Source organism: Stenotrophomonas sp. Ste96 (assembly GCF_024519495.1).
Lineage (GTDB): Bacteria > Pseudomonadota > Gammaproteobacteria > Xanthomonadales > Xanthomonadaceae > Stenotrophomonas > Stenotrophomonas bentonitica_A.
In genome coordinates this window covers 253,765-278,135 of the sequence record NZ_JALJRX010000002.1, presented here as the reverse complement: position 1 = coordinate 278,135, position 24,371 = coordinate 253,765, and the positions used below count along the sequence as shown (strand labels likewise).

The 24,371-nt window shown below is 68.0% G+C and carries 22 protein-coding genes; 6 read left to right on the top strand and 16 right to left on the bottom strand.

The genetic code is table 11. The features are described from left to right. The first annotated feature begins 158 nt into the window (after positions 1 to 158). Together OC373_RS08080 and OC373_RS08075 are read left to right on the top strand one after the other, a co-directional pair. On the top strand, positions 159 to 2,606 hold the full coding sequence (locus OC373_RS08080) for a membrane-bound PQQ-dependent dehydrogenase, glucose/quinate/shikimate family (protein ID WP_261997433.1): 2,448 nt from the start codon (positions 159 to 161) through the stop codon (positions 2,604 to 2,606). A 96-nt stretch (positions 2,607 to 2,702) separates the two neighbouring features. Beyond that, positions 2,703 to 3,557: an IclR family transcriptional regulator C-terminal domain-containing protein gene (locus OC373_RS08075; RefSeq protein WP_261997432.1), complete on the top strand. Its 855-nt coding sequence runs from the start codon at positions 2,703 to 2,705 to the stop codon at positions 3,555 to 3,557. Positions 3,558 to 3,689: 132 nt separating this feature from the next. Here OC373_RS08075 and pcaC read toward each other — a convergent pair whose 3' ends face one another. From pcaC to OC373_RS08000, 15 genes are all read right to left on the bottom strand, one after another. Further along, entirely contained in the window at positions 3,690 to 4,082 is a 393-nt protein-coding gene (pcaC, locus tag OC373_RS08070; protein WP_019183118.1) for a 4-carboxymuconolactone decarboxylase, read from the bottom strand. 49 nt (positions 4,083 to 4,131) lie between these two features. Then, positions 4,132 to 4,908, bottom strand: a complete 777-nt coding sequence (gene pcaD / locus OC373_RS08065) for a 3-oxoadipate enol-lactonase (RefSeq protein ID WP_261997431.1) — start codon at positions 4,906 to 4,908, stop codon at positions 4,132 to 4,134. 24 nt (positions 4,909 to 4,932) lie between these two features. Beyond that, positions 4,933 to 6,276 carry a 3-carboxy-cis,cis-muconate cycloisomerase gene (locus tag OC373_RS08060; protein ID WP_261997430.1) on the bottom strand — a complete coding sequence of 448 codons (1,344 nt, stop codon included), beginning with the start codon at positions 6,274 to 6,276 and terminating at the stop codon, positions 4,933 to 4,935. A 68-nt stretch (positions 6,277 to 6,344) separates the two neighbouring features. Further along, on the bottom strand, positions 6,345 to 6,908 hold the full coding sequence (gene pcaG / locus OC373_RS08055; RefSeq protein ID WP_070473175.1) for a protocatechuate 3,4-dioxygenase subunit alpha: 564 nt from the start codon (positions 6,906 to 6,908) through the stop codon (positions 6,345 to 6,347). 4 nt (positions 6,909 to 6,912) lie between these two features. Continuing rightward, positions 6,913 to 7,623 (bottom strand): protocatechuate 3,4-dioxygenase subunit beta, encoded by a 711-nt coding sequence (pcaH, locus tag OC373_RS08050; RefSeq protein ID WP_019183122.1) that lies wholly within the window; start codon positions 7,621 to 7,623, stop codon positions 6,913 to 6,915. 106 nt (positions 7,624 to 7,729) lie between these two features. Then, positions 7,730 to 8,938 (bottom strand): 3-oxoadipyl-CoA thiolase, encoded by a 1,209-nt coding sequence (gene pcaF / locus OC373_RS08045; RefSeq protein WP_261997559.1) that lies wholly within the window; start codon positions 8,936 to 8,938, stop codon positions 7,730 to 7,732. Positions 8,939 to 8,945: 7 nt separating this feature from the next. Then, entirely contained in the window at positions 8,946 to 9,593 is a 648-nt protein-coding gene (locus OC373_RS08040) for a 3-oxoacid CoA-transferase subunit B (protein ID WP_046274345.1), read from the bottom strand. Beyond that, positions 9,590 to 10,279 carry a 3-oxoacid CoA-transferase subunit A gene (locus OC373_RS08035; RefSeq protein ID WP_261997429.1) on the bottom strand — a complete coding sequence of 230 codons (690 nt, stop codon included), beginning with the start codon at positions 10,277 to 10,279 and terminating at the stop codon, positions 9,590 to 9,592. The genes OC373_RS08040 and OC373_RS08035 overlap by 4 nt, the downstream gene beginning before the upstream one ends. Before the next feature lie 149 nt (positions 10,280 to 10,428). Next, positions 10,429 to 11,748: an MFS transporter gene (locus OC373_RS08030; RefSeq protein ID WP_019183127.1), complete on the bottom strand. Its 1,320-nt coding sequence runs from the start codon at positions 11,746 to 11,748 to the stop codon at positions 10,429 to 10,431. A gap of 49 nt (positions 11,749 to 11,797) precedes the next feature. Further along, positions 11,798 to 12,649: a type I 3-dehydroquinate dehydratase gene (aroD, locus tag OC373_RS08025; protein ID WP_261997428.1), complete on the bottom strand. Its 852-nt coding sequence runs from the start codon at positions 12,647 to 12,649 to the stop codon at positions 11,798 to 11,800. After that, a complete protein-coding gene (locus OC373_RS08020) occupies positions 12,649 to 13,944 on the bottom strand; it encodes a carbohydrate porin (RefSeq protein ID WP_261997427.1) in 1,296 nt (431 codons plus the stop codon). The genes aroD and OC373_RS08020 overlap by 1 nt, the downstream gene beginning before the upstream one ends. A gap of 21 nt (positions 13,945 to 13,965) precedes the next feature. Continuing rightward, on the bottom strand, positions 13,966 to 15,477 hold the full coding sequence (locus OC373_RS08015) for a NosD domain-containing protein (RefSeq protein WP_261997426.1): 1,512 nt from the start codon (positions 15,475 to 15,477) through the stop codon (positions 13,966 to 13,968). A gap of 314 nt (positions 15,478 to 15,791) precedes the next feature. Continuing rightward, complete coding sequence (locus OC373_RS08010; RefSeq protein WP_261997425.1) at positions 15,792 to 17,357, bottom strand: YdiU family protein; 1,566 nt, start codon at positions 17,355 to 17,357, stop codon at positions 15,792 to 15,794. A gap of 37 nt (positions 17,358 to 17,394) precedes the next feature. After that, a complete protein-coding gene (locus OC373_RS08005) occupies positions 17,395 to 18,087 on the bottom strand; it encodes a glutathione S-transferase (RefSeq protein ID WP_070427182.1) in 693 nt (230 codons plus the stop codon). A 161-nt stretch (positions 18,088 to 18,248) separates the two neighbouring features. Beyond that, the gene (locus OC373_RS08000) at positions 18,249 to 18,458 is read right to left on the bottom strand and encodes a cold-shock protein (protein ID WP_017356920.1); all 210 of its coding nucleotides are present in this window, start codon (positions 18,456 to 18,458) and stop codon (positions 18,249 to 18,251) included. 301 nt (positions 18,459 to 18,759) lie between these two features. On the opposite strand from OC373_RS08000, the gene OC373_RS07995 reads away from it, so the two are divergent. Next, entirely contained in the window at positions 18,760 to 19,233 is a 474-nt protein-coding gene (locus tag OC373_RS07995; RefSeq protein ID WP_070427181.1) for a YaiI/YqxD family protein, read from the top strand. Positions 19,234 to 19,369: 136 nt separating this feature from the next. On the opposite strand, the gene OC373_RS07990 is transcribed toward OC373_RS07995, so the two are convergent. Then, the gene (locus tag OC373_RS07990) at positions 19,370 to 20,254 is read right to left on the bottom strand and encodes a pseudouridine synthase (protein ID WP_261997424.1); all 885 of its coding nucleotides are present in this window, start codon (positions 20,252 to 20,254) and stop codon (positions 19,370 to 19,372) included. A gap of 41 nt (positions 20,255 to 20,295) precedes the next feature. On the opposite strand from OC373_RS07990, the gene OC373_RS07985 reads away from it, so the two are divergent. The 3 genes from OC373_RS07985 (at position 20,296) to OC373_RS07975 (ending at position 24,204) form a co-directional block, all read left to right on the top strand. Beyond that, complete coding sequence (locus OC373_RS07985; protein WP_019183135.1) at positions 20,296 to 20,847, top strand: YaeQ family protein; 552 nt, start codon at positions 20,296 to 20,298, stop codon at positions 20,845 to 20,847. A 10-nt stretch (positions 20,848 to 20,857) separates the two neighbouring features. After that, a complete protein-coding gene (locus tag OC373_RS07980) occupies positions 20,858 to 22,042 on the top strand; it encodes an NAD(P)/FAD-dependent oxidoreductase (RefSeq protein ID WP_070427179.1) in 1,185 nt (394 codons plus the stop codon). Between the two features lie 92 nt (positions 22,043 to 22,134). Then, a complete protein-coding gene (locus OC373_RS07975; RefSeq protein ID WP_261997423.1) occupies positions 22,135 to 24,204 on the top strand; it encodes an EAL domain-containing protein in 2,070 nt (689 codons plus the stop codon). Positions 24,205 to 24,371: the final 167 nt, after the last annotated feature.

The following is a 24,371-nucleotide window of genomic DNA, read 5'->3' as shown; positions in this document are numbered from 1 at the left end:
CCTCGAATTCGCACACACGTGCGATAATCGCCCTGACTGGTTGTTCACCTCGCTTCCGCGATAAGCAGCGAAGCGACCCATGGTCCCCGCCACGCAAGGCGCGCGCGGGCCTGACCGGTGCCGGTCGGCACCGGATTTCCTGTAGAGGTTCATGCAACGTGGACGAGAACACGAAACCGTCGGCCCTGGGCCGCACTCTGGTGGTCATTCTTGGCATCGTGGTGATGCTGTTCGGGCTCGCCCTGCTGGTGGGCGGCATCCGCCTGGTCCAGCTCGGCGGCAGCTGGTACTTCCTGCTGATGGGCGGCGGTTCGCTGCTGGCCGGCCTGCTGCTGGTCCTGCGACGTCCGCTCGGCGCGGCACTGTATGCGGTGGCCTTCATCGCCACCGTGGTGTGGGCCCTGGCCGATGCCGGGCTGGCGTTCTGGCCGCTGGTCTCGCGGCTGGTGATGCCTGCCGTACTGGCGATGCTGGTGGCGCTGGCCTGGCCGGCGCTCAAGCGCAGCCGCGGGCAGCCCGCCGGGCGCGGGGCCTATGCTGTCGCTGCCCTGCTGCTGGTCGGCCTGCTGGGCACCGCGGTCTCCGCCTTCCAGCCGCGTCCGGTCGTTACCGCGCAGGGCGCGCGCCCGGCCGTGGTGCCGGTCGCCAAGGGCAGCGAACAGCGCGACTGGATGCACTGGGGCAACACCACGGCCGGCACCCGCTTCGCCGCGCTGGACCAGATCACACCGGCCAACGTGGCCCAGCTGCAGGTCGCCTGGACCGCACACACCGGCGATGTGCCGCAGAGCGATGGCTTCGGCGCCGAAGACCAGCTCACGCCGCTGCAGATCGGGCAGACCCTGTACCTGTGCACGCCGCACAACCGGGTGATCGCGATGGATGTGGACAGCGGCCAGCAACGCTGGGCGTTCGATCCCAAGGCCACCGCACCGAACTGGCAGCGCTGCCGCGGACTGGGCTACTTCGATGCCAGCCTGCCCTTGAGTGGCGTACCCACCGTGGCGGCGGCTGCCCCGGCGGTGCCTGCGCCCGAAGCCCCGCGATCACCGGCGGCCGCCGTCGCCGGTAGCGCGCCGGCGATCTGCGAAAAGCGGATCCTGATGACCTCCATCGATGCGCGCCTGTTCGCGCTGGATGCGGCCACCGGCGCGCCGTGCACCGATTTCGGCGACAACGGCGTGGTCGACCTCAAGCAGGGCATGGGCGAGATCAAGCCCGGCTTCTACACCCTCACCGCCGCACCGCTGGTGGCCGGTGAGCTGGTGATCGTGGGCGGCCGCGTGGCCGACAACATCGAGGTCGGCGAGCCGTCCGGCGTGGTGCGCGCCTACAACGTGCGTACCGGTGCGCTGGCATGGGTCTGGGACCTTTCCAGGGAAACCCCGGAAGTGCCGCTGGATCCCTCGATCCATTACACCCGCGCTACTCCGAACGTGTGGACCTCGATGGCCTATGACCCGCAGCTGGGCCTGGTCTATCTGCCCACCGGCAACACCACGCCGGACCAGTGGGCCGGCGAGCGCACCCCGCAGGATGACAAGTACAGCTCGGCGGTGGTGGCGCTGGATGTAGCCACCGGTAAAGAGCGCTGGGTGTACCAGACCGTGCATCACGATCTGTGGGATTACGATCTGCCCGCACAGCCGACCCTGACCGACGTGCCCGATGGCAAGGGCGGCACCCTGCCCGCCCTGCTGCAGGTCACCAAGGCCGGGCAGGTGTTCATGCTCAACCGCGCCACCGGCCAGCCGATCACCGAGGTGCGCGACATCAAGGCGCCGCAGGGCAAGGCCGATGGTGAGCGTTATTCCCCGACCCAGCGGCTGTCGGTAGGCCTGCCGCAGATCGGTGCGCAGACCCTGACCGAATCGGACATGTGGGGCGCCACGCCGATCGATCAGATGCTGTGCCGCATCCAGTTCAAGGGCTTCCGTTACGAGGGTATGTTCACCCCGCCGGGCGAAGACCTCGCGCTGCAGTGGCCGGGTTCGCTGGGCGGCATGAACTGGGGCAGCGCATCGGTGGATCCGACCACTGGCTACCTGTTCGTCAACGATATGCGCCTGGGCCTGTGGACCAAGCTCATTCCGCGCGCGCAGATGACCGAAGGCGCCGGCGGCGTGGAAATGGGCGCCGCCTCGCAGACCGGCACGCCGTATGGCTCGCTGCGTGATCGCTTCCTGTCCAAGCTGGGCATCCCGTGCCAGCAACCGCCGTTCGGCACGATGTCGGCGATCAACCTGGCCACCCACGAGCTGGTCTGGCAGGTGCCGGTCGGCACGGTCAAGGACACCGGGCCGATGGGCATCAAGATGCGCCTGCCGATTCCGATCGGCATGCCGACCCTGGGCGGCTCGCTGGCCACGCAATCGGGTCTGCTGTTCTTCGCGGGCACCCAGGATTACTACCTGCGCGCCTACGACAGCCGCACCGGCGAAGAAGTGTGGAAAGCCCGGCTGCCGGTAGGCAGCCAAGGCACGCCGATCACGTATGTGTCGCCGAAGACCGGCCGCCAGTACGTGGTGATTTCCGCCGGTGGCGCACGCCAGTCGCCGGATCGTGGCGACTACGTGATCGCCTACGCGTTGCCGGCCACGCGCTGATTCGCGCGCGCCACGGTCCACCGACCGTGGCGCGGCGGCTTCGCTTCGCCGCGTGCAGCCCTTACCATGCACGATCACCGAGCACGAACCACCGCCATGTCTGCCGCACCTCCCAGCCGTCGTCCCAAGCGCGCCCCTGCCCCACCACAGGATCGCGGGCTCAGCCACGAGCTGATGCAGCAGATCCAGGACAACCAGGGCGATCCGGATTTCATGACGTCCCTTGGCCGTGGCCTGGTCGTGCTGAGTGTGTTTTCGCAGCACCCGCGCGAAGTGACGATGTCGCAGATCAGCACCGAAACCGGTATATCGCGCGCGGCCGTGCGGCGCGTGCTGTACACGCTGGAGAAGCTGGGCTACGTGGGTGAGCAGGGCCGTGGCTTCGTGCTGCTGCCGCGCGTACTCGGCATTGGCGGCGCCTACGTGGCCTCTTCGTCGATGACCGCTGCTGCCCAGCCCGTGCTGGATGCGCTTCGCGACGACCTGCATGAGTCGTGCTCGCTGGGCGTGCTCGACGGTGATGATGTGCTTTACGTGGCCCGCGCTGAAACAGTGCGGATCATGTCGATCGGCCTGCGCGCCGGCAGCCGCCTGCCGGCGTACTGCACCTCGATGGGCCGCGTGCTGCTCGCGGCATTGCCGCGCGACACACTGGAAAGCTACCTGGAGCGCAATCCGTTGCGGCCCCGCACCGAGCGCACCGTCACGCGCATGGAGGACTTCCTGGAGATGCTCGATCGCGTGCGCCGCGATGGTATTTCCCTGGTGGACCAGGAACTGGAGATCGGCCTTCGCTCGATCGCCGTACCGGTGCATGCGCGCAATGGCACCGTGGTGGGCGCGCTCAACATCGGCACCCAGGCCGGGCGTATCAGCCTGGGCGTCATGCAATCGCAGCTGCTGCCGCGGCTGCGCCAAGCGGCGCAGCGGCTGGGCAACCTGCTGCACTGAAGCGGGGTTGTCTGGCGTTGTGGGGTTGCCGGCCAGCGGCCGGCACTACCCGTGCGTTGGTGGGCGGCGATGGCGTTGGTGGGCGGCGGTGGCGTTGGTCGCCGGAGATGGCGCCCGTGGCCGGCGATGCCGTCACCCGGTCTGTTCGCCCGCCTGCTCTTCGAGGATCGGCCTGGCCAGCGCGAAGGCGTGATTGGCGGCAGGTACGCCACAGTAGATCGCAGCCTGCAGCAAGGCTTCCTTGATCTCGTCCGGGGTGACGCCGTTGTTGCGGGCGGCGCGGATGTGCAGCTTGAACTCTTCGTCGTGGCCCAGCGCCACCATCATCACGATGGTCAACAGCGAGCGCGTATGCCGCGGCAGGCCCTCGCGCGTCCAGACCGTGCCCCACGCCGTGCGCGTGATGAAGGCCTGGAACTCCTCGGTGAAATCGGTGCGTGCCTGCAGCGAGCGCTCTACGTGCGCGTCACCGAGCACGGCGCGGCGTACGGCGAGGCCGGCTTCGTATCGTTCCTGTTCGTCCATTGTGGGCTGCTCGTTGTGAGGTGGGGGCGTGCCGACCATCGGTGGCCGGTCAGCGAAGATGGGCGGCGAGCGCTGCGGTGAACGCCTCGGCGGATTCGATGTTGCAGATGTGGCGCCCGGGCACCGCGATGGCGCGACCATCGGCCACACCCTGCGCGATGGCGTCCAGATCCGCCGGCAGGCACACCGGATCATCGTCGCCGGCGATCGCCAGTGTCGGCACCGGGATGCGCCCCAGCTGATCGCGGAAGTCGGCCGTGGCCACGGCATGGCAGCAGCCGATGTAACCGCCCACGTCCGTGGCAACGAAGCGCTGCAGGATGTCCTCCACCACGGCCGGCGCCGCGTGCGCGAAGGCCGGGGTGAACCAGCGCTCGGCCGTTCCCTCGCGCAGCGGCAGCAGGCCATCGCGTCGTACCTGCTCAATGCGTGTGTTCCAGCTTTCCAGCGTGCCGATCTTCGCGGCCGTGGCGGCCACGGTCAGCGTGTGCAGACGCTCACCGGCATGCACGCCCAGCCATTGCCCGGTCAGCCCGCCGATGGAAAGCCCGCAGAAATGGCTGCGCTCCACCCCCAGGTGGTCCCACAGTGCCACCACGTCCGCGCCCAGCCCGGCGACGCTATACAGGCCCGGGGCGGCGCTGGACTGGCCATGCCCGCGGCGGTCATAGCGCAGGATACGGAACCGTGCCGACAACGCATCGACCTGCCGGTCCCACATGTGCAGGTCGGTGCCCAGCGAGTTGCAGAACGTCAGCCACGGCGCATCGACCGCCCCATCGATGCGGTAATGCAGGCGGTGCGATTCCAGCTCAAGAAACGGCATGCAACACTCCAGAAAATGGTCGGATCAACGCTGCGCAAGCACGCGGTCGATCCAGGTATCGGCCATGCCGCGCCAGCTGTCGGGTGCGAACAACGCGTCCAGCTGCGTGGGCGACAACTGCGCGGTGACCTCGGGGATCTGCGCGAGCACGTCACGCAGGTGCTGGTGCTGCGCAAGCGCTTGGCGCGCGGCGTGTTCCACCAGCGCGTGTGCGGCGGACTTTCCCATTACTTCGGCCAGCGTCACCGCCACCGCCTCGGCATAGAGCAGGCCGCCGTGGCTGTCCAGGTGCTGCTGCATGCGTGCGCGGTCAAGCTGCAGGCCCTGCACCACTCCCGTTACCTGGGCCAGGCTGCCAGCGCACAGGCGCACGATCTCGGGCACGGTTTCCCACTCGGCATGCCACTGCCCAGCGGCGCGCTCGTGCGGCTGCGGCATCGCCACGAACAGCGTGGACAGCAGACCCGGCACCCGGCTGGCCGCCGCGATCGCCGCCACGCAGCCGACCGGGTTGCGCTTGTGTGGCATCGCTGAGGAACCGCCCTTGCCCTCGCCGGCCGGCTCGAAGGCCTCGGCCACTTCGGACTGCATCAGCAGCACGATATCGGTGGCGATCTTGCCCAGCGTGCCGGTCAACAAGGCGAACGCGCTGCCGAACTCGGCCACGCGATCGCGTGCGGTGTGCCAGGGCAAGGAAGGCACCGGCAACCCAAGCTCCTCGCCCAGCGCCTGGGCCACGTCCAGGCCGCGCGTCTGCAGCGATGCCAACGTCCCCGCAGCACCGCCGAACTGCAGCACCAGCGCATCGGCATGCAGGGCCTGCAGGCGACGCCGGCTGCGCTGCAGTGCATCGAGCCAGCCGGCGGCCTTCAAGCCGAAGGTCACCGGCACCGCCTGCTGCAGCAGCGTGCGGCCGGGCAAACCGGTACCGCGTTCGGCATCGGCCAATCCCGCAACGGCATCGCAGAGCAGTTGCAGGCGGTCCTGCACCCAGCCCAGTGCGGCGCGCAACTGCAGCACCGCGCCGGTGTCGATGATGTCCTGGCTGGTCGCGCCCCAATGCACCCACCGCGCTGCCTCGGCGCTGTCGCGTGCCACCTGCGCGGTCAACGCCTTGACCAGCGGAATGGCGGGATTGCCGGCCAGCGCCGTTGCACGGCCCAGCGCTGACACGTCATACAGCGCGGCCTGGCACGCCGCTTCGATCGGCCCCAACGCCGCGGCGGGGATCACCGCACAGCGCACCTGCGCCCGTGCGAGCGCGGCTTCAACATCGAGCATCGCCTGCAACCGCGCGGTGTCGGTGAACACCGCATCGACCTCCGGCGCACCGAACAGGCCACCGAGCAGGGAGTAGGAATCGCTCATCACGCGCCATCCATTCACAGTAGGAACCAGCTTACCCGCGCGCGGTCGGCGCGACGTGCAGGGCGGGCTCAGTAATCAAAGAAGACCGTTTCCAGCTCACCCTGCATGCGCACGTCCCAGTGGTACAGGCCATTGCCCTGGGCCTGTGCGATGAGGGTGGCGCGGCGCTCGGCCGGCACCAGGGCGAGGATCGGATCCTCGGCAGTGCCGGGGGCGTCGCTGAAATACAGGCGCGCACTGGCCGCCCGCAGCAGGCCGCGCATGAACACCAGCACCATCAGGTGCGGCGCCTGCGCCTGGCCCTTTGGCCCTGCGACGCTGCCCGGGCGCACCGTGGTGAAGGCAAAGCGCCCCTGCTCATCGGTCGGCACTCGGCCCCAGCCGTCGAACGCCGGATCGTGATCGGCATGCCGCGGGTCTTCCGGGTGCGCATAGATGCCCTGCGCATCGGCCTGCCAGATTTCCAGCACGGCATCGGACACGGGAACGCCCAGGCCATCGAACACCTGCCCCTGTACCTGCACGCGCTCACCCTGCGCCTGTGCCGGTGCGATATCAGTGCGGTACAGCGGTTCCAGGCCCAGGCGGTAGTACGGGCCCACGGTTTGCCACGGAGTGGATTGGAAACTCATCTGCTTACTCCCACACGGTCATTTTGCGGCCGCGCAGGACGATATCGAATCGATAGCCCAGCGCGAATTCGTTCTCGGTGTTTTCCCAATCGAACGAGGACACCATGCGCGCGCGGGCCTTGTCATCGTCCACGCAGTTGTAGATCGGATCGAACGCCAGCAGCGGATCGCCGGGGAAGTACATCTGGGTGACCAGACGCTGCCCGATGCCCTCGCCATGCAGCGAGAAATGGATGTGCGCCGGCCGCCACGCGTTGAAGTGGTTGCGCCACGGGTACGCGCCCGGCTTGATGGTGGTGAAGCGGTAGCGACCGTGATCATCGGTGAGCACCTGGCCGGTACCGGTGAAGTTGGGGTCCAGCGGTGCGTCGTGCTGGTCGCCCTTGTGCAGGTAGCGGCCGGCGGCGTTGCACTGCCACACCTCGACCACGCGGTTGCGGACCGGGCGCCCGTTCTCATCCAGCACCCGGCCACTGACCACGATGCGCTCGCCCAGCGGCTGGCCCTTGAAGCCGGCGGTCAGGTCGGCCGCGTGCTTGCCCAGGGTGATGCGGTCCAGGGCGGGCCCGGTCACTTCGGACAACGTGGCCGGAATCCGGATCGGATCGCGGCCCGGGCCGCGCAGGCGCGTGGAGGCATACGGCAGATGGATGCGGTCCGGCTGGGTGCCGGGGTACGGCCTGCGGTAACCGCGCAGGTCAGTGGGATCGCTCATGGCGTACTCCAGTTGGCGGGCGGCCGGAAGACCGCGGCTGTGGTGCTACGGCACGCTGCCACGCCGAGGCGACAGCGGCCGTGAAGCGGAAAAGTGGAAAACGGATTCAGACGCGCTCGATCGCCAGCGCCACGCCCTGGCCGACACCGATGCACATGGTGGCCAGGCCGCGTCGGCCACCGCTGGCCTCCAGCTGGCGCAGCAGTGTGAGTGCCAGCCGCGCGCCGCTCATGCCCAGCGGATGACCGAGCGCGATGGCGCCGCCGTTGGCATTGACGTGCGCGGCATCGTCGGCGAGCCCAAGCTCGCGCAGGCAGGCCAGCCCCTGCGAGGCGAAGGCCTCATTGAGCTCGATCGCATCGAAATCGCCGATGCCCAGGCCCAACCGGGCCAGCAGGCGCCGGGTGGCCGGCACCGGACCCATGCCCATGATCGCCGGCTCCACGCCGGCGCTGGCAAACCCGAGGATGCGCGCGCGCGACGTCAGCCCCAGCGCCTGTACCTGCGCACCGGAGGCCAGCAGCAATGCGGCCGCACCATCGTTGATGCCCGAGGCATTGCCGGCCGTGACGGTGCCGGGCTGGCGGAACAGCGGCTTGAGCCTGGCCAGCGCCTCGATCGTGGTATCGGCACGCGGGTGTTCGTCGTGCGCCACGCGCACGCTTTCGCCGCGCTTGCGGCCCGGCGCATCGACCGCGACGATCTCGCCCTCGAAGAATCCGCGCTGCTGGGCCGCAGCGGTGCGCTGCTGGCTGCGCAGCGCAAAGGCATCCTGGTCCTCGCGCGAGATCGCGTAGCGCTCGGCGACATTTTCCGCGGTCTGGCCCATGGTTTCCACGCCGTGCAGCTCGCGCAGGCGCGGGTTGATGAAGCGCCAGCCCATGGTGGTGTCTTCCAGGGTCTGGTCACGCGCGAACGCGGCCCCCGGCTTGCCCATCACCAGCGGCGCACGCGACATCGATTCGACCCCGCCGGCGATGGCCAACCCGAGTTCGCCAGCGGCGATGCCGCGGGCCACCGTGCCGATCGCATCCAGGCCCGAGCCGCACAACCGGTTGACGGTGCTGCCCGGCACGCTGACCGGCAGACCGGCCAACAGCAGGCTCATCCGTGCCACGTTGCGGTTGTCCTCGCCGGCCTGGTTGGCACAGCCCAGGTACACCTCGTCGATCAGCGCCGGATCCAGCTGCGGGTGACGTGCCAGCAGCGCCTTGATCGGAAGCGCGCCCAGGTCGTCGGCACGGATGCCGGACAGCGCACCGGCATAACGGCCGATCGGGGTGCGGATACCATCGACGATATAGGTTTCGTGCAGGCTCATGTCAGGCTCCCTCACGCATCTGCAGTGGCAGGCCGGTCAGCTCGCACAGCTGCGCCAGCGTCACCCCGTCAACCATCTCCAGCACGGTCGCGCCGTCCTTGCCCAGGTCGAACACGGCGACATCGGTATAGACCCGCGAGACGCAGCGCAGCCCGGTCAGCGGGTAGCTGCATTCGGCCACCAGCTTGCTCTGCCCCTGCTTGGTGAGCAGGTCCATCATCACGAAGACCTGCTTGGCGCCAATCGCCAGATCCATCGCACCGCCTACCGCCGGAATCGCATCGGCCGCACCGGTGCTCCAGTTGGCCAGGTCGCCCTGCGCCGAGACCTGGAACGCACCGAGCACGCAGATATCCAGGTGGCCGCCGCGCATCATCGCGAACGAATCAGCATGGTGGAAATAGCAGCCACCGGTGAGCAGGGTGACCGGCTGCTTGCCGGCGTTGATCAGGTCCGGGTCCTCATCACCGGCGGCCGGTGCCGGGCCCATGCCCAGCAGCCCGTTCTCCGACTGCAGGAAGATCTCCTTGTCGGCCGGCAGGAAGTTGGCCACCGTGGTCGGCAGCCCGATGCCCAGATTCACGTAGGCACCTTCGGGGATGTCCCGCGCGACGCGGGCGGCCATCTGTTCGCGGCTGAGGCGGTTCATGCGCGCACTCCTGCACCGGTGGACGCGGGAAGTTCGACCACCCGCTGCACGAAAATCCCCGGGGTCACCACCGCCTCGGGATCGAGTTCACCCAGCGGCACCACGGATTCCACCTGGACGATCGCACAGCGCGCGGCCATCGCCATCAGCGGGCCGAAATTGCGCGCGGTCTTGCGGTAGACCAGGTTGCCCCAGCGGTCGCCATGGTGCGCTTTGATCAAGGCGAAGTCGGCATGCAGCGGATACTCGAGCACGTAATGGCGGCCGTCGATTTCGCGGGTTTCCTTGCCTTGTGCAAGCTCGGTGCCGTAACCGGTGGGAGTGAAGATCGCGCCCAGCCCCGAGCCGGCCGCGTGGATGCGCGCGGCCAGGTTGCCCTGCGGCACCAGCTCCAGCTCGATCTCGCCGGCGCGGTAGGCCGCATCGAAATGCTGCGAATCGGACTGGCGTGGGAACGAACAGATGATGCGACGCACGCGCTTGTGCTGGATCAGTGCGGCCAGCCCGCTGTCGCCGTTGCCGGCGTTGTTGTTGATGATGGTCAGCCCGCGCGCGCCCTGCGCGATCAGGGCATCGATCAGCGCGTCGGGCATGCCGGCGGTACCGAAGCCGCCGATCATCACCGTTGCGCCGTCGTGGATATCGGCCACCGCTGCGTCAGCGCTGGCCACGGTCTTGTCGATCACTGCATTGCTCCTTGCCACGCGCTGCGATGCGCGGCCACCTGCGGGAAGACTCGGGAGGTGACCATGGTGCGCAGCGCACTGCGCACGGTCAATCCGATATTCGGCCACCTGATTCGATAATCGCACACCATCGTCATGCGCCGCGGCGCTCAGGTACGCGTCTGGCCAACGCCGACGCGCAGGCCCAGGCAGGCCCACGCAGCCAGTGCCAGCGGCAGCGCGCACAGCACGTACAGCGCTGCCGGCGACCACCCCGCATCGACGAGCAGGCCAACACTCAGCGGCGAGAGAATCGCGCCGACACGCCCGATGCCGATCGCCCAGCCAAGGCCGGTGGTGCGTACGTCCGCCGCGAACACCACCGGCGCGGCCGCATACAGCCCGGCCATCGCACCGAACAGCGCTGCGCCGATGACGAACGCGATCGGGAAGGCGATCTCCAGGCGGGTGTTGAAGGCGGCGAACAGCAGCATCGCCAGCATGGCCAGCACCAGGCTGGCGGCGGTCAGCCGCGACAGTGCCCAGCGCGAGGCGAGCCAGCCGAACAGGCTGCCACCCACGATGCCCCCCAGATTGAGCAGCACGCCGCCGGTGATGCCCTGCTGCGCCGAGACGCCGGCCGAGACCAGCAGTTTCGGGGTCCAGCTCAGGACGAAGTAGAACGCGAACATGTGCAGGAAGAAGGCCAGCGCGATCAGCACCGCCACCCGGCGCAGGTCGCCCACGAACAGTGCGGCATAGCCTTTGCGTCCATCGGCACGCACCGGTGCCGGCGGCAATGCCTGCAGCGCCGGCATGCGCATGCGCACCAGCAACGCATTGAGTCGCGGCAATGCATCTTTCGGCCGCCGCGCGACCAGGAAGTCCAGCGATTCGGGCAGGCAGGCCAGCACCAGCGGAATGCAAAGCAGCGATGCACCGGCGCCGATCAGGAACACGCTGTGCCAGCTGAAATGCTCCAGCATCCACGCCGCCAGCAGGCCGCCGAGGGTGGCTCCGATGGGATACCCGGTGGCCTGCATCGCCACGGCCGTGCTGCGCCATTTGGCGTTGGCATACTCGGCCGTGATCACCCCTACCCCGGCCAGCATGCCGCCGATGCCGATGCCGGTGAACACACGCAGTGCCGCAAGCTGCCAGGCATTGGCGGCCAGCGCCGATGCGGCCATGCCCACGGTCAGGATCACCAGGCAGAGCATGATCATCGGCCGGCGGCCCCAGCGGTCGGCCAGCGGCGCGAGCAGGAACGAGCCCAGTGCCATCCCGACCAGGCCCGCACTGAGCATGATGCCCAGCACCTTGCCCGACAGCCCCCAGTCGGCCGATACGTGCGGCGCGGTGAAGGCCATCACCATCACATCGAAGCCATCGAGCATGTTCAACAGCACGCAGATCGCGATGGCGGTCCACTGGAAGGGGCTCATCCGCTCGAGCACGAGCGGCGAAGCGGAGGCGGCGGCATGGCTCATACAAGGATCCTGCGACAACGTGATGCGGAGGGTGTCCGGCGGGGAGGTCTCAACGACCGGCCTGGCTGGAGGCATGGATGACCTGGAGCACCGACTGCAGCTGGTCGACCTCGACCTGGCCCGGGGCCGAAGGCGTGCCGATCATCCCGAAGGTCAGTGCCTGGCCGAAGGTCTCACCGGCCAGCCGGGAGACCACGCCGGTCCCGCCCATGGACATGGTCAGCAGCGGCTTGCTGCTGCGCTGGCGGACCTGCCAGGTAGCATCCAGCAGGGTGAGCACATCACCCGCGTCGTGCGGCATCACCGCGATCTTGAGCACGTCCGCACCCATCGCATCCTGCCGCAGCAGCCGCGCGACGATTTCCTCGCGGGCGGGCGTGGCGTGGAAGTCGTGGCTGGACATCACCACCTTCACCCCGGCCTTGTGTGCCTGCTCGACCAGGGCCGTGACCCGGGCCGGGTCGCGGAACATCTCCACGTCGATCAACTGGGCGAACTGGCCACGCAGCAGCGTGGTGTACAGCGCGGCATAGTCTGCATCGCTGATCGGCTTGCTTCCGCCTTCGGCCTGGGTGCGGAAGGTGACGATCATCGGCTTGCCGTCCAGCGTGCGCGCGATGCGCTTGCCGAGCGCGACCAGCGCCTTGCCGTCGGTGGCGATGTCCAGGTAATCGATGCGCCACTCGGCCAGGTCGGTGGCCGGGCTGGCCGCGATCGCCGCCGCCTGCTGCAGCGCCAGTGCCGCGGTGGCACCGGTGATCGGCACGATGGTGCGCGGCGCGCCTTCACCGATGCGCAGCGCACCGACCTGCAACGGCGTCACCGCCGGTGGGGCGGCCTGCGCAACGGATGCCACGCCGCCCAGCACGGCGGCCAACAGATAGGGAGTGAACACGCGCATCAGAAGGTGACCTTGGTCTGTACACCCAACGCCCAGGCGTTGTCGGTGCGGGTATAGGCGAACGTGCCGGGATTGACGATGTACTGCACGTCCGGGCGGATCATCAGCCAGGGCGTGACCTGGATGCTGTAGGTCAGCTCGAACAGTTCTTCGGCCTGGCTGAGCTGGTACAGCGGCGAATCGCCCGGCACGCCCATGCCGACGAGATCGGCGCGGCGCGCATCGACCAGGCGGCGGTTGATGTCCGCACCGACATAGCCCAGCGCGATGCTGTCCTGCGCGCGCGAGCCGATGCCCTGGTAGACACCGCCCAGCGCATACCAGCGCCGGATCTGCGCGGTATCGGTGTCGGACACCATGTACTGCGCGAACGCGGTCAGCCCGCGCTGCGGATCCCCTGCTTCGCGGGTCAGGCGCTGCTCGGCCAGCACGTAGGCACCGTGGCGCCCCGTGGTCGGCGAGGTATCCAGGCCACGCTGGTTGACCCGTGAGGTGTCGTAGTAGCCACCGAACTTGTACACGCCCGGATGGGCGCCGCCCTTGTCCGGCGTCCAGGTCACCTCCACCGGGAACAGCGAGCCGGTGGTACCCGAGACGAACGGACGGAAGGCATTGCGTTCGATGTTGCCGCCCAGATTGGGGTTGACCTGGAACCACCCGGTGCGCACGTTCAGCGCCGGGCTGACCTGCTGGGCCACTTCACCCCCCCAGCGCGCCGTGGGGTAGTTGTACCAGCCGCTGTTGCCGGACATCGCCAGCGGATGCGCACAGAACGCCGCATTGACGAAGTGGGTCAGCAGGCTGTGCAGGCCGAACTGGTTGCCCATCGCGTAGTAGCCCAGCTTGAAATACGACTGGCCGGCGTTGAAGGTCTGGTCGTAGCTGGCTTCGGTGAGGCGGGTGTACTGGCCACCGTAGGCCTCCTGGATCGGGAAGCGGTTGCCGACCAGATCGGCCGAGGTGCTGTTGCCGCGACGGTCGTTGAGGGTGACGTGGAACGCGCCGCCGCTCCAGCCGGCCAGTGTGCCCATGTCCAGATCCACGCCCACGCGCACCTGCTGGGCATAGCGCGCGCCGGTTCGGCCATAACCGCCGTCGACCACGCCCATCGCCTCGCCGACATAGTCGCCGCGGAAGCGGATGCCACGTTCGTCCAGCGCGGTGCGGGTGCCACCCCAATCGCCGGTGAGGGTGGCGCCGTCGTAGCGGTTGGCGGACTGTGCGGCGGCCAGCGCCGGGCACAGCAGCGCCGTGGCAACCAGCGTGGACAGAGAGGTTCGGATCAGAGCAGCCATGGGTGTGTCTCGAAGAGGGAATCAGCGCAGCGACAGCGGCGCGCTGAGGGGCGAGGTCGCGCCCAGCGCGGAAGTCGCGGTGGCGGTCACGGTGGCGATCTCGGCCGTCTCGCCGGTGGTCGGCAGCGCCAGCGTGAAGCGGCCCTGCCCCTGCGCATCGGTGAGCGCCTCGACCGTGCCGAGCAGGCGTTCGGCTTCGCGACCGTCGGCGGCACGGTTGCCGAACACTTCCACCTGATAGCGCTGCCCGGCCACGCCGTGAAGCACACCTTGAACCGTGCGCGCGGCACCACTGCCCTGCACCGCCTGCAACGTCGGCGCGGCCTGGCCGAGATTGGGCGCCGGTTGGCACTCGGCCTGGCCCGGCGCGGTACAGATGCGCGCGCGCTTGGCCGGATCATTCTCCACTCCCCGCCCGCGCGAACCGATGAAGCTGGCGTGCTCCAGCCCCGGCACACCGAACACAATCGCACCGCGCGGCTGGCCCGTGGCGCAGGCACCACCCGCTTCACAGCGCTCGATCTTCAGCCCGTTGCCGAATATCCGGTTGGCGCTGAACCGGTTCGGTGCGCTGACCGGTTGCGGTCGCACTGCAATGCCGATCCCGTTGCCGGTGATGGTGTTGCCGTCGACCACGTTTTCGCTGCCGGTGATGCTCAGCCCGATCGAGTTGCCGCTGAAGGTGTTGGCCGCAATGTAGTTGCGGTTGCCCCAGTTGATCTGCAGGCCATCGGAGTAATCGATGAAGCGGTTGCGTACCACCGTGTTGTCGTTGCCCCACAGGATCTCGATGCCCTGCGACGGTTCGGGATTGGCAGCCGTGGACTGGAACAGGTTGTCGGCCACCAGGTTCCAGGCGGCACCACGGGTCAGCTCCAGCCCATCGCCGTTATCCACGAACTGATTGCGTACGATCCGGTTGTGCACCGTGGTGGTGGCCGTGGACTGGCCCTTGCCATCGTCGCCGGTGAGCATGATCCCGGCACCGCCCTTGTTGGCGACGATGCGGTTGTCATGGATCTCGTTGTGGCTGCTGCGGTTGATCAACACGCCGATGCAGAAGTTCCGGACTTCCAGCCCGGTCAGTTCCACGCCGCGGGTATCGCGCAGGACCAGCCCCGGCAACGTAGTGGTACGCACGTTGGTGCCGGACTGGCCGGGTTCGGCCCCCGGGCAGGCATCGGTGCCGGTACCGGTGACGTAGGCCGAGCCGTCGATGGCGACGTACTGGCCATCGCGTGCCCACGGCGTGCCGACGATCTGCACCGGCCCGACGATCTCCGGCAGCGGCGTGGCCGGACGGATCACGTAGGGGGCGTTGCCCACCGCGGCAATCTCGATCCGGTAGCGCCCCGGCGCCTGGTTGGCGGTACTGATCGCCCAGCGCAGCGAACCCGGGTTGGCATCATCGGCATAGCGCTCCACCCGCAGCACCTCCAGTGACGTGCGCGCAGGTTCGGCCTGGAAGGCCTGCGCCAGCGATGGCAGCACGGCAAGCAGGGACAGGGAAACAGCAGACAGACGGCAACGCATGCGCATACTCCGCACAGGGAAAGGGACTCCGGCGGTCTTCCCCTGCACCTGGCTTCAGTACCGGTTCGGTACTGCCCTCGCCCGCCAGAGGTGGATCGCTTGGAACGGGATTGAAAGTAGGTTTATCGCACTGCACCATTCAAGTGCGTTTATCGACTATGCGTGCGATTATCGAACATCGTCCGTACGACCATTGTCGTAGACGCAGGCACGGCGACGCGCACGGCCCAGCATCAGCCAGGCGGCATCAAGGCAGAATTCACGGGTGGAAACGTCCGATGGAGGGCAGCAACCAGCGCAGCGCTCCTACTGCGCTATGAGCTGCAGGACAGCATCGAGCAGCCGGCCTTCTCACGGGCCCACTCGGGCCGCTTGCCCGCGAAGTGCTCCCGCCCGAGCTGTACCTCATACGGGCGTCGCAACACCTCCAGCAGCGTGTGCACCCCGCTCGGATCGCCCTGCTCGGCCTGCTCGATCGCTTCCTGGGCCAGCCAGTTGCGCAGCACGTACACCGGGTTGGCGCGGCCCATCTGCTGCTGCCGCGCCTGCGCGCTCAGCCCATCGGCGCGCAGCCGCGCCGCGTACTGCTGCAGCCACGCCTGCAATGACGGCAGCACCGCGTCCCGGTGTGCCGGGCTGTAGAACGCGTCTTCCAGCACCGCCACCGACGGCGCGGCGGGATCGAGATCCATCAGGCCACGGAAGGCGATGGTCATGTCCATCTCCCCCTCGTGCAGGATCTCCAGCCACGCGGCCATCAGCGCCACATCGTCATCGCGGCAGGTGTCCAGGCCCAGCTTGGCGGCGATGTCGGCGCGCTCGCATTCGGCGTGCACCTGCTGGAACCGTGCCAGCCCGTCATGCAGCGGGGTGACATCCTCGAACAGCGGTGCCAATGCCTGCGCGAGCCGGGTGAGATTCCAGTACGCCACCTGCGGCTGCGTGCCGAAGCGATAGCGCCGGCCCTGCGCATCGGTGGTGTTGGGGGTCCACTCCGGATCGTAGTCCTCAACCCAGCCATACGGGCCGTAATCGATGGTGAGACCCAGAATCGACAGGTTGTCGGTGTTCATCACGCCATGCACGAACCCCACGCGCATCCAGTGCGCGACAAGCACTGCGGTGCGTTCGCAGATCTCGGCGAACCAGCGTGCGTGGCGTGCCTCGCCCGCCTCTGCCAGCGCAGGAAAATCGCGCGCGATGCAGACATCGGCCAACTGCCGCAGCAACGCGGTGTCGCCGCGCGAGGCCGGCAGTTCAAACGTGCCGAAACGGATGAAGGACGGCGCGACGCGGCAGACGATCGCGCCGGGCTCGGCCTGCGGATGACCGTCATAGAACATGTCACGCACGACCGCATCGCCGGTGCCGACCAGACTCAACGCGCGCGTGGTCGGCACCCCGAGGTGATGCATCGCCTCGCTGCACAGGAACTCGCGGATCGACGAGCGCAGCACCGCACGCCCATCGGCACCGCGCGAGTAAGGCGTGCGCCCGGCGCCCTTCAACTGCAGTTCCCAGTGCGCCCCTTCCGGGGTGAGCAGTTCGCCCAGCGAGATCGCACGGCCATCGCCGAGCTGCCCCGCCCAGTGGCCGAACTGATGCCCACCGTAGTTGGCCGCCCACGGTGCCATCCCGGCATACAGCGCATTGCCGCCGAACACCCGCGCGAAGTCCTCGCTCTGGATCAGGTCCTCGCCCATGCCCAGCAGCGCGGCCACGTCCGGCGAGTACGCCAGCAGCCGTGGGGCGGCGACCGGGGTCGGCATCACCGAGGACCACGCGGCCTGGCGCACCTCGCGCACGCGCGCGCCGGTTTCCGGATCGCCGGGCAGGTCACGGATGAAGCGGTTATCGAAACGCAGGGGCTGGGTGCTCATCCGCATGAAATGGGGGCAGCCGGGCTGCCCCGCAAGCTCAGCGTGAACCGCCGCCCAGGTTCAGCGGACCGCCCCGCTCCACCGCACGCTGGTAGGCCGGGCGCTGTTCGATCCGGCTCAGGAAGGACTGCAGCCGCGGGTAGGCGGCCATATCGCCCCCTCTCGCGGCGGCGGCCTGGATCGGGAAACTCATCTGGATGTCCGCTGCGGTGAAGCGCTCACCGGCAAACCACGGCGACTGGCCCAGCTCGCGCTCCATCCAGTCCATGTGCAGCTTCACCTGCGGCCCCACGAACCCCTTCAGCGCCTTGTCGGCGATGGAGCGTGCGATCGGCTTGGCGAAGAACGGCATCGGCGCATTGCGTAGCCTCGAAAACACCAGTGTCATCACCAGCGGCGGCATCGCCGAGCCTTCGGCGTAGTGCAGCCAGTACCGATAACGCACGCGTTCCGGAGCCTGCGCCGGCATCGGTTCGGGCGAGAGCTGGCGGCCGCTGTCATAGCGGTCGGCCAGGTACTCCAGGATCGCGCCGGATTCAGCCAATACCAGTGCATCGTCCTGCAGCACCGGGGACTTGCCCAGCGGGTGCACGTCACGCAGTGCCTGCGGTGCCAGCCAGGTCTTGGGATCGCGCTGGTAGTTGACCACCTGATACGGCAAGCCCAGCTCTTCAAGCATCCACAGCACGCGCAGCGAGCGGGAGTGGTCCAGATGGTGCACCTTGATCATCGACGGTTCCGCAGGGGCAAAGCGGCATCGTAACCGGGTGGCTGACACGGTGACGTCTTCAACCTGCGCCGCGTCGACCATGGCCAGGCATCGCCCAATAAAAAACGCCGGAAGCTTTCGCTTCCGGCGTTCAAGGCGACCTTACGGTTGCGGGGGGTCGATTAGACCGCCTGCACCTGGTCAGCCTGCATACCCTTCTGGCCCTGCACGGCGACGAAGGTCACCTTCTGGCCTTCCTGCAGCGACTTGAAGCCGGTGCCCTGGATCGCGCGGAAATGCACGAAGAGGTCCGGGCCGCTTTCCGGGGTGATGAAGCCGAAGCCCTTGGCATCGTTGAACCACTTCACGGTGCCCTGCTGACGATCAGACATGTACTAACTCCTGAAACAATAGTTGAAATAATCGCGGCCGCCGCGTATCGGAGCCGAGACTGAGTTGCAGGCGTTGGTAAAGCGGATCGATGAGCAGATCGTGAGATCAACTGCACCAGGCCACGATTCACGGTGACCCTAGCAAACACAGTGTGGGTGACGATACTCGTGTTTTACCGAAAAAGCGATAGCTGGTTTATTCAGCCATCCTCCCCCTCCCGCCTGACAGGACAAGGGGTCGGGCGATCCTACACGAAACCGGAGCGCCTATTCAGATTTTTCCTACCTTAAGATCAGCCAAATGACCGATGCCCCGACCCCTAAAGTTCATATCTGGGTGGACGCCGATGCCTGCCCGGCCGTCATCAAGGAGATCCTGTTCCGCGCCGCCGAGCGCGCCGGGATCGAGATGACCCTGGTCGCGAACCACTGGCTGCGCACTCCCCCGTCCCGTTTCATCCGATCGGTACAGGTGCCGCCAGGCCTGGATGTGGCTGACAGCGTGATCGTCGAGCGGGTCCAGCCGGGCGACCTGGTCGTCACGCAGGACATCCCCTTGGCCGCCCTCGTGTTGGATAAAAAGGCCGTCGCGCTCAACCCGCGTGGCGAGCTGTACACGCCCGACAACATGGCCGAGCGCCTGTCCATGCGCAATTTCATGGAGGAACTGCGCGGCTCGGGCATCCAGACCGGCGGGCCGGCGCCCCTGCACGCGCGCGACAAACAGGCCTTCGCCGCGCAGCTGGATCGTTGGCTGGCCAAGCGTTCAGTGTGATGAACCGCCAGCTGGATGAAGGTCCGGCGTGACCCAGGGCCGATATCCGTAGTGCCGGCCGATGGCCGGCGCCTCCTCAGCACCTGCCGACCACAGGATCTACCCATGGCCCCCCGCAGCCGGCCAGCGGCCGGCCCTACAGGTGGAGCGACAGCCCGCTGGAGAACGTGCGCCGCTCTCCGGTGAACGGGTCATCGAACGCCAATTCGTTGGCCAGCAGCTGCAGCGGCACCCCCGCCGGCGCATCCGCGCGCAGCTCCGGGTACAGATCGTCCCCGAGGATCGGCGCGCCCAGCCCCGCCATGTGCACGCGCAACTGGTGCTTGCGGCCACTCACCGGGTGCAGCCGATAACGCCAGACCGGCCCGGTTCGCTCGATCACCTCGATGCGGGTCCGGGCATTGGGCTCGCCGGTCACCTCGGCCATGCGGAAAAACGGCTCGCCCGGGACCAGCCGGGTCTGGCGCTCAAGCGGGAACGCCACCTGCGGCAGGGCCGGCGCCAAGGCTTCGTAGACCTTCTCGATGCGCCGCTCGCGAAACAGGCGCTGGTAGGCATCGCGGCTCGCTGGCCGGGTCGAGAACAGCACCAGCCCGGCGGTCAACCGGTCCAGGCGGTGCAGCGGCACCAGGTCGGGGTTGCCGGTGCGCGCCACCAGCCGCGCCAGCAGGGTCTCGCGCACGTAGCCGCCCGCCGGGGTAACCGGCAGGAAGTGCGGCTTGTCGGCCACCAGCAGCTCTGCGTCCTGATGGACGATCGCCTCGGCGAAGGGAATCACCGGCTCATCGGCCACTTCACGGAAGTAGACGATCTCCAGCCCGACCTGCCAGGGATGATCCGGAGCGAGCGCCCTGCCCTGCGCGTTCCGTACCCGCCCACGGGCGAAGCGATCCACCCACTGCGCGCGGTCGATGCGCGGGAAGCGCGCACACAGCCCGTCCAGCAGGCTCGGCCAGTCGCCGGGCGGCAACTGCAGGCGACTGGGCGCGGGGGTGGCAAGGATCGGATCGGACGGACTCATGGCGAACCATTATCATGGCGCTCTTTGTTTCAGGTATCCCCATGGCCCTCACCGCCACCATCCGCAAGGCCGAACTGCAGATCAGCGACATGGACCGCGGCTACTACGCCAGCCATACGCTGACGCTGGCCCAGCATCCGTCCGAAACCGACGACCGCCTGATGGTGCGCCTGCTCACCTTCGCGCTGAACGCCGACGACCGGCTGGAATTCGGCCGCGGCCTGAGCGTGGATGACGAACCGGACCTGTGGCGCCGCGATTACACCGGCGACATCGAACTGTGGATCGAACTGGGCCAGCCGGACGAGTCGCGCCTGCGCAAGGCCGCCGGCCGCGCGCGCGCGGTGCAGCTGGTCACCTACGGCGGCCGCGCCGCCGACATCTGGTGGGACCGCAACGCTTCCGCGCTGAAGAAGCTCGCCACGCTGGAGGTGATGGACCTGCCGGGCGAGTTCGTCACCGAATGGGGCGCGCAGATCGAACGCACGATGCAGTGGGACGTGCAGATCCAGGATGGCGAAGTGCAGTTGACCTCCGACAAGGCCCAGCTCAGCGTCATCCCCACCTGGCGCAAGCAGAAACCGCAGGCCTGAGCGCGCTGAGATGTCCGTGATCCGATGCGATGTACTGGTGATCGGCGCCGGCGCGGCCGGGCTGATGTGTGCGATGACCGCTGGCAGACGCGGGCGCATGGTGCAGGTGATCGACCATGCCAACAAGGTCGGCAAGAAGATCCTGATGTCCGGCGGCGGGCGCTGCAACTTCACCAACACCGGCACCACGGCCGCCAACTTCCTGTCGGCCAATCCGCACTTCTGCAAATCCGCGCTGGCCCGTTACACCCCCTGGCACTTCATCGAGATGGTGGAGCGGCACGGCATCGCGTATCACGAAAAAGAACTGGGCCAGCTGTTCTGCGACATCTCCTCCAAGCAGATCGTGAAGATGCTAGTGGACGAATGCCAGGCCGCCGGGGTGCAGATCCGCACCGACTGCGGGGTGCAGAAGGTCGAGCGCGGCGCGGACGGTTTCCACGTGCACACCGCGCAGGGTCACTTCCACGCCGCCTCGCTGGTGGTCGCCACCGGTGGCTTGTCGATCCCGAGCATGGGCGCCACCGGCTTCGGCTATGAGCTGGCCCGCCAGTTTGGCCACGAGGTCCTGCCGACCCGGGCCGGGCTGGTGCCGCTGACCTTGAGCGGCAAGCACCAGGAGCGCTTCAACGAGCTCAGCGGCGTCGCCCTGCCGATCGAGGCACGCTGCAACGGGGTCGAGTTCCGCAATTCCATGCTGATCACCCACCGCGGCATCAGCGGCCCGGCGATCCTGCAGATCTCTTCGTACTGGCAGCCCGGCGATGAGCTGCGGCTGGACCTGCTGCCGGGCCAGGACGCGCTGGGCTGGCTGCGCCGGATGAAGGCCGAGCGCGGCGCCGCCGAGCTGCGCACGGTGCTGTCCGAGGTGCTGCCGCGGCGGCTCGCGCTGCGCCTGTGCGAGCACTGGCTGCCGGACCGGCTGGTGCGCCAGATCGACGAGCCGCAGCTGCGCGAGGCGGCCGATCTGCTGCAGAATTTCCCGCTGGTCGCCAGTGGCACCGAGGGCTACCGTACCGCCGAGGTGACGCTGGGCGGGGTCGACACCCGCAAGGTGTCCTCCAGTACCTTTGAATCGCAACTGGTTCCCGGCCTGCACTTCATCGGGGAGGTGCTGGACGTGACCGGCTGGCTGGGGGGCTACAACTTCCAATGGGCCTGGGCCTGTGGCCATGCCGCGGGCAGCGTGGCCTGAGCCGGGACCCGCGTTCCGTGATCGGCTACGGTTTGCCGCATGGACGTAGTCACACGCATCGTGTATCAAGTTTGCAGTCCGGGGAGTACTGAATGCAGAACGCGAATGACATGACGGTCCGCCTGCTGATCGTGGACGACAGCGGCGAGAACGCCGAGACCATCGTCAGCACGCTGCGCAACAGCGGCATCGCGGTGCGCCCGACGCGCCCGCAGCACGGCGAGGAACTGGCCCAGGTCCTGGGCACCCAGCCGATCGACCTGGTACTGGTCGCTGCCGCCCAGAGCATCCCGCTGCTGCAGGTCACCCAGCAGATCGCGGCCAGTGGCAAGGACATCCCCATGATCCTGCTGGCCGAGTCGATCAATGAAAACGAGTGGGTCGAGGCCGGTGCCAATGGCATCCGCGCCATCGCACTGCGCCACCGCCCCGAGCACCTGCTGGCGGTGGTGCGCAATGAATGGACCGATCTGCACGCGCGCCGCGGGCTGCGCCGGATCGAGGCCCAGATGCGCGAGACCGAGCGCCGCTGCGACGCGCTGATCTCCTCCTCGCGCGACCCGATCGCCTATGTCCATGAAGGCATGCACATCCGCGCCAACGAGGCCTACCTGGAGATGTTCGGCTACGAGACCTTCGAGGATGTGGAGGGCATCTCGCTGCTGGACATGGTCGCCCCGCAGCACGTGGACGGCTTCAAGCAGCTGCTCAAGTCGATGAGCAAGGGCGATGCACCGCCGCCGCAGTACCAGGTGGACGCACGCAACCAGGACGGGGCGGTGTTCCCGGCCACGATGGAGTTCACCCAGGCCAGCTACGAAGGCGAATCCTGCCTGCAGGTGGTGTTCCGCCGCCGCATGGAGTTCGACCCGGAGCTGGCGCGCGAGGTGGAGGACCTGCGCCAGCGCGACCAGGTCACCGGCCTGCTCAACCGACCGACCTTCATGCTGCATGTCGAAAATGCCGTGGCCCAGGCCGGCCGCAGCGAGGGCCGGTTCGGCCTGCTGCTGGTCGAGCCCGACCACTACGCGCGCCTGCTGCCGGAGATCGGGCTGGACTCGGCCGACGCGCTGATCGGCGCCCTTGCCCGCGTGCTGGCCCAATCCGTTGGCGACGCTGCCCAGGTGGCCCGCTTCGGTGAACACAGCTTCGCCGTGCTCACCGAAGCACCCTACGCGCAGACCGTCGTCTTGGCCGACCAGATCCGGGCCGCCTTCGCCGCGCAGGTGTTCAGCATCGGCGAGCGCTCGGCCACAGTCACCGTCAGTGTCGGCGGCGTGCAGGTCGGCGAAAAGATCGCCAGCATCGGCCAAGTGCTGGCGCGCGCCACCGAGTGCACGCAGGCAGCCCTGGAACTGGGCAACACCACCCGGGTGTTCGACCCGGCGGCGGTGGACCGCGTGGAAGAAGAACGCATCCAGCACTGGGTCGCCCGCATCCGCCAGGCGCTGGACGGCGATGGCTTCCAGCTGCATTACCAGCCGGTGCTCAACCTGCAGGGCGAAGCGCTGGAGCTGTACGAGGCCTACCTGCGCCTGGAGCACAACGGCGAGCTGCTCAGCCCGACCGCGTTCCTGGGCATCGCCGAGGAGCACGGCCTGCTGGCCGACATCAACCGCTGGGTGGTCACCCACGCGATCGGCATGCTCGCCGCACGCAGGCGCGAGGGCCACGTCACCCACCTGATGGTCAAGATCACCCCGGAGTCGTTCAACGACCCGCAGATGATCGTCACCCTGCGCCGCGAGCTGCAGGCCCAGGGCGTGCCGGGCGAACAGCTGTGGCTGCATGCCCCGGAGGCAAAGGTGTTCACCCACCTGCGCAATGCGCAGCAGTTCCTGGCGGCGATCGCGCCGCTCGGCTGCCGGATCGGCCTGGAGCAGTTCGGCTCGGGGCTGGACTCGTTCCAGCTGCTGGCCCATTTCCAGCCGCAGTTCCTCAAGCTGGACCGCGACTTCACCTGCGACCTCACCAGCACCCGCGAACACAGCGGGAAGATCAGCGAGATCACCGCGCGGGCGCAGGCCGCCAACATCCGCACCATCGCCGAGTTCGTCGCCGATGCCAACTCGATGAGCCTGCTTTTCAGTGCCGGGGTGGACTACGTGCAGGGCGACTTCGTCGGCCCGGCCGGCCCGGTGATGGATTTCGATTTCAGCTGATTGGGAGCGTCACGACCAACGGTCGTGACCTACCCTCTTCCGCGCATCAATGGGCGCAGCGCGCGTGCATCATTGGGCGGACCGCGCGTGCATCGATGGGGTCACCGCGCGTGCATCTGTGGCCGCGCGGGTAGATGCCGACCGTTGGTCGGCATCATTCCTTCCGG

What these genes read in the sequence shown, in the direction of transcription:
- OC373_RS08075 (WP_261997432.1), top strand. Translation starts at nt 2,703, where the DNA reads ATGTCTGCCGCACCTCCCAGCCGTCGTCCCAAGCGCGCCCCTGCCCCA.
- pcaC (WP_019183118.1), bottom strand. Translation starts at nt 4,082, where the DNA reads ATGGACGAACAGGAACGATACGAAGCCGGCCTCGCCGTACGCCGCGCC.
- pcaD (WP_261997431.1), bottom strand. Translation starts at nt 4,908, where the DNA reads ATGCCGTTTCTTGAGCTGGAATCGCACCGCCTGCATTACCGCATCGAT.
- OC373_RS08060 (WP_261997430.1), bottom strand. Translation starts at nt 6,276, where the DNA reads ATGAGCGATTCCTACTCCCTGCTCGGTGGCCTGTTCGGTGCGCCGGAG.
- pcaG (WP_070473175.1), bottom strand. Translation starts at nt 6,908, where the DNA reads ATGAGTTTCCAATCCACTCCGTGGCAAACCGTGGGCCCGTACTACCGC.
- pcaH (WP_019183122.1), bottom strand. Translation starts at nt 7,623, where the DNA reads ATGAGCGATCCCACTGACCTGCGCGGTTACCGCAGGCCGTACCCCGGC.
- OC373_RS08040 (WP_046274345.1), bottom strand. Translation starts at nt 9,593, where the DNA reads ATGAACCGCCTCAGCCGCGAACAGATGGCCGCCCGCGTCGCGCGGGAC.
- OC373_RS08030 (WP_019183127.1), bottom strand. Translation starts at nt 11,748, where the DNA reads ATGAGCCATGCCGCCGCCTCCGCTTCGCCGCTCGTGCTCGAGCGGATG.
- aroD (WP_261997428.1), bottom strand. Translation starts at nt 12,649, where the DNA reads ATGCGCGTGTTCACTCCCTATCTGTTGGCCGCCGTGCTGGGCGGCGTG.
- OC373_RS08020 (WP_261997427.1), bottom strand. Translation starts at nt 13,944, where the DNA reads ATGGCTGCTCTGATCCGAACCTCTCTGTCCACGCTGGTTGCCACGGCG.
- OC373_RS08015 (WP_261997426.1), bottom strand. Translation starts at nt 15,477, where the DNA reads ATGCGTTGCCGTCTGTCTGCTGTTTCCCTGTCCCTGCTTGCCGTGCTG.
- OC373_RS08010 (WP_261997425.1), bottom strand. Translation starts at nt 17,357, where the DNA reads ATGAGCACCCAGCCCCTGCGTTTCGATAACCGCTTCATCCGTGACCTG.
- OC373_RS08005 (WP_070427182.1), bottom strand. Translation starts at nt 18,087, where the DNA reads ATGATCAAGGTGCACCATCTGGACCACTCCCGCTCGCTGCGCGTGCTG.
- OC373_RS08000 (WP_017356920.1), bottom strand. Translation starts at nt 18,458, where the DNA reads ATGTCTGATCGTCAGCAGGGCACCGTGAAGTGGTTCAACGATGCCAAG.
- OC373_RS07995 (WP_070427181.1), top strand. Translation starts at nt 18,760, where the DNA reads ATGACCGATGCCCCGACCCCTAAAGTTCATATCTGGGTGGACGCCGAT.
- OC373_RS07990 (WP_261997424.1), bottom strand. Translation starts at nt 20,254, where the DNA reads ATGAGTCCGTCCGATCCGATCCTTGCCACCCCCGCGCCCAGTCGCCTG.
- OC373_RS07985 (WP_019183135.1), top strand. Translation starts at nt 20,296, where the DNA reads ATGGCCCTCACCGCCACCATCCGCAAGGCCGAACTGCAGATCAGCGAC.
- OC373_RS07980 (WP_070427179.1), top strand. Translation starts at nt 20,858, where the DNA reads ATGTCCGTGATCCGATGCGATGTACTGGTGATCGGCGCCGGCGCGGCC.
- OC373_RS07975 (WP_261997423.1), top strand. Translation starts at nt 22,135, where the DNA reads ATGCAGAACGCGAATGACATGACGGTCCGCCTGCTGATCGTGGACGAC.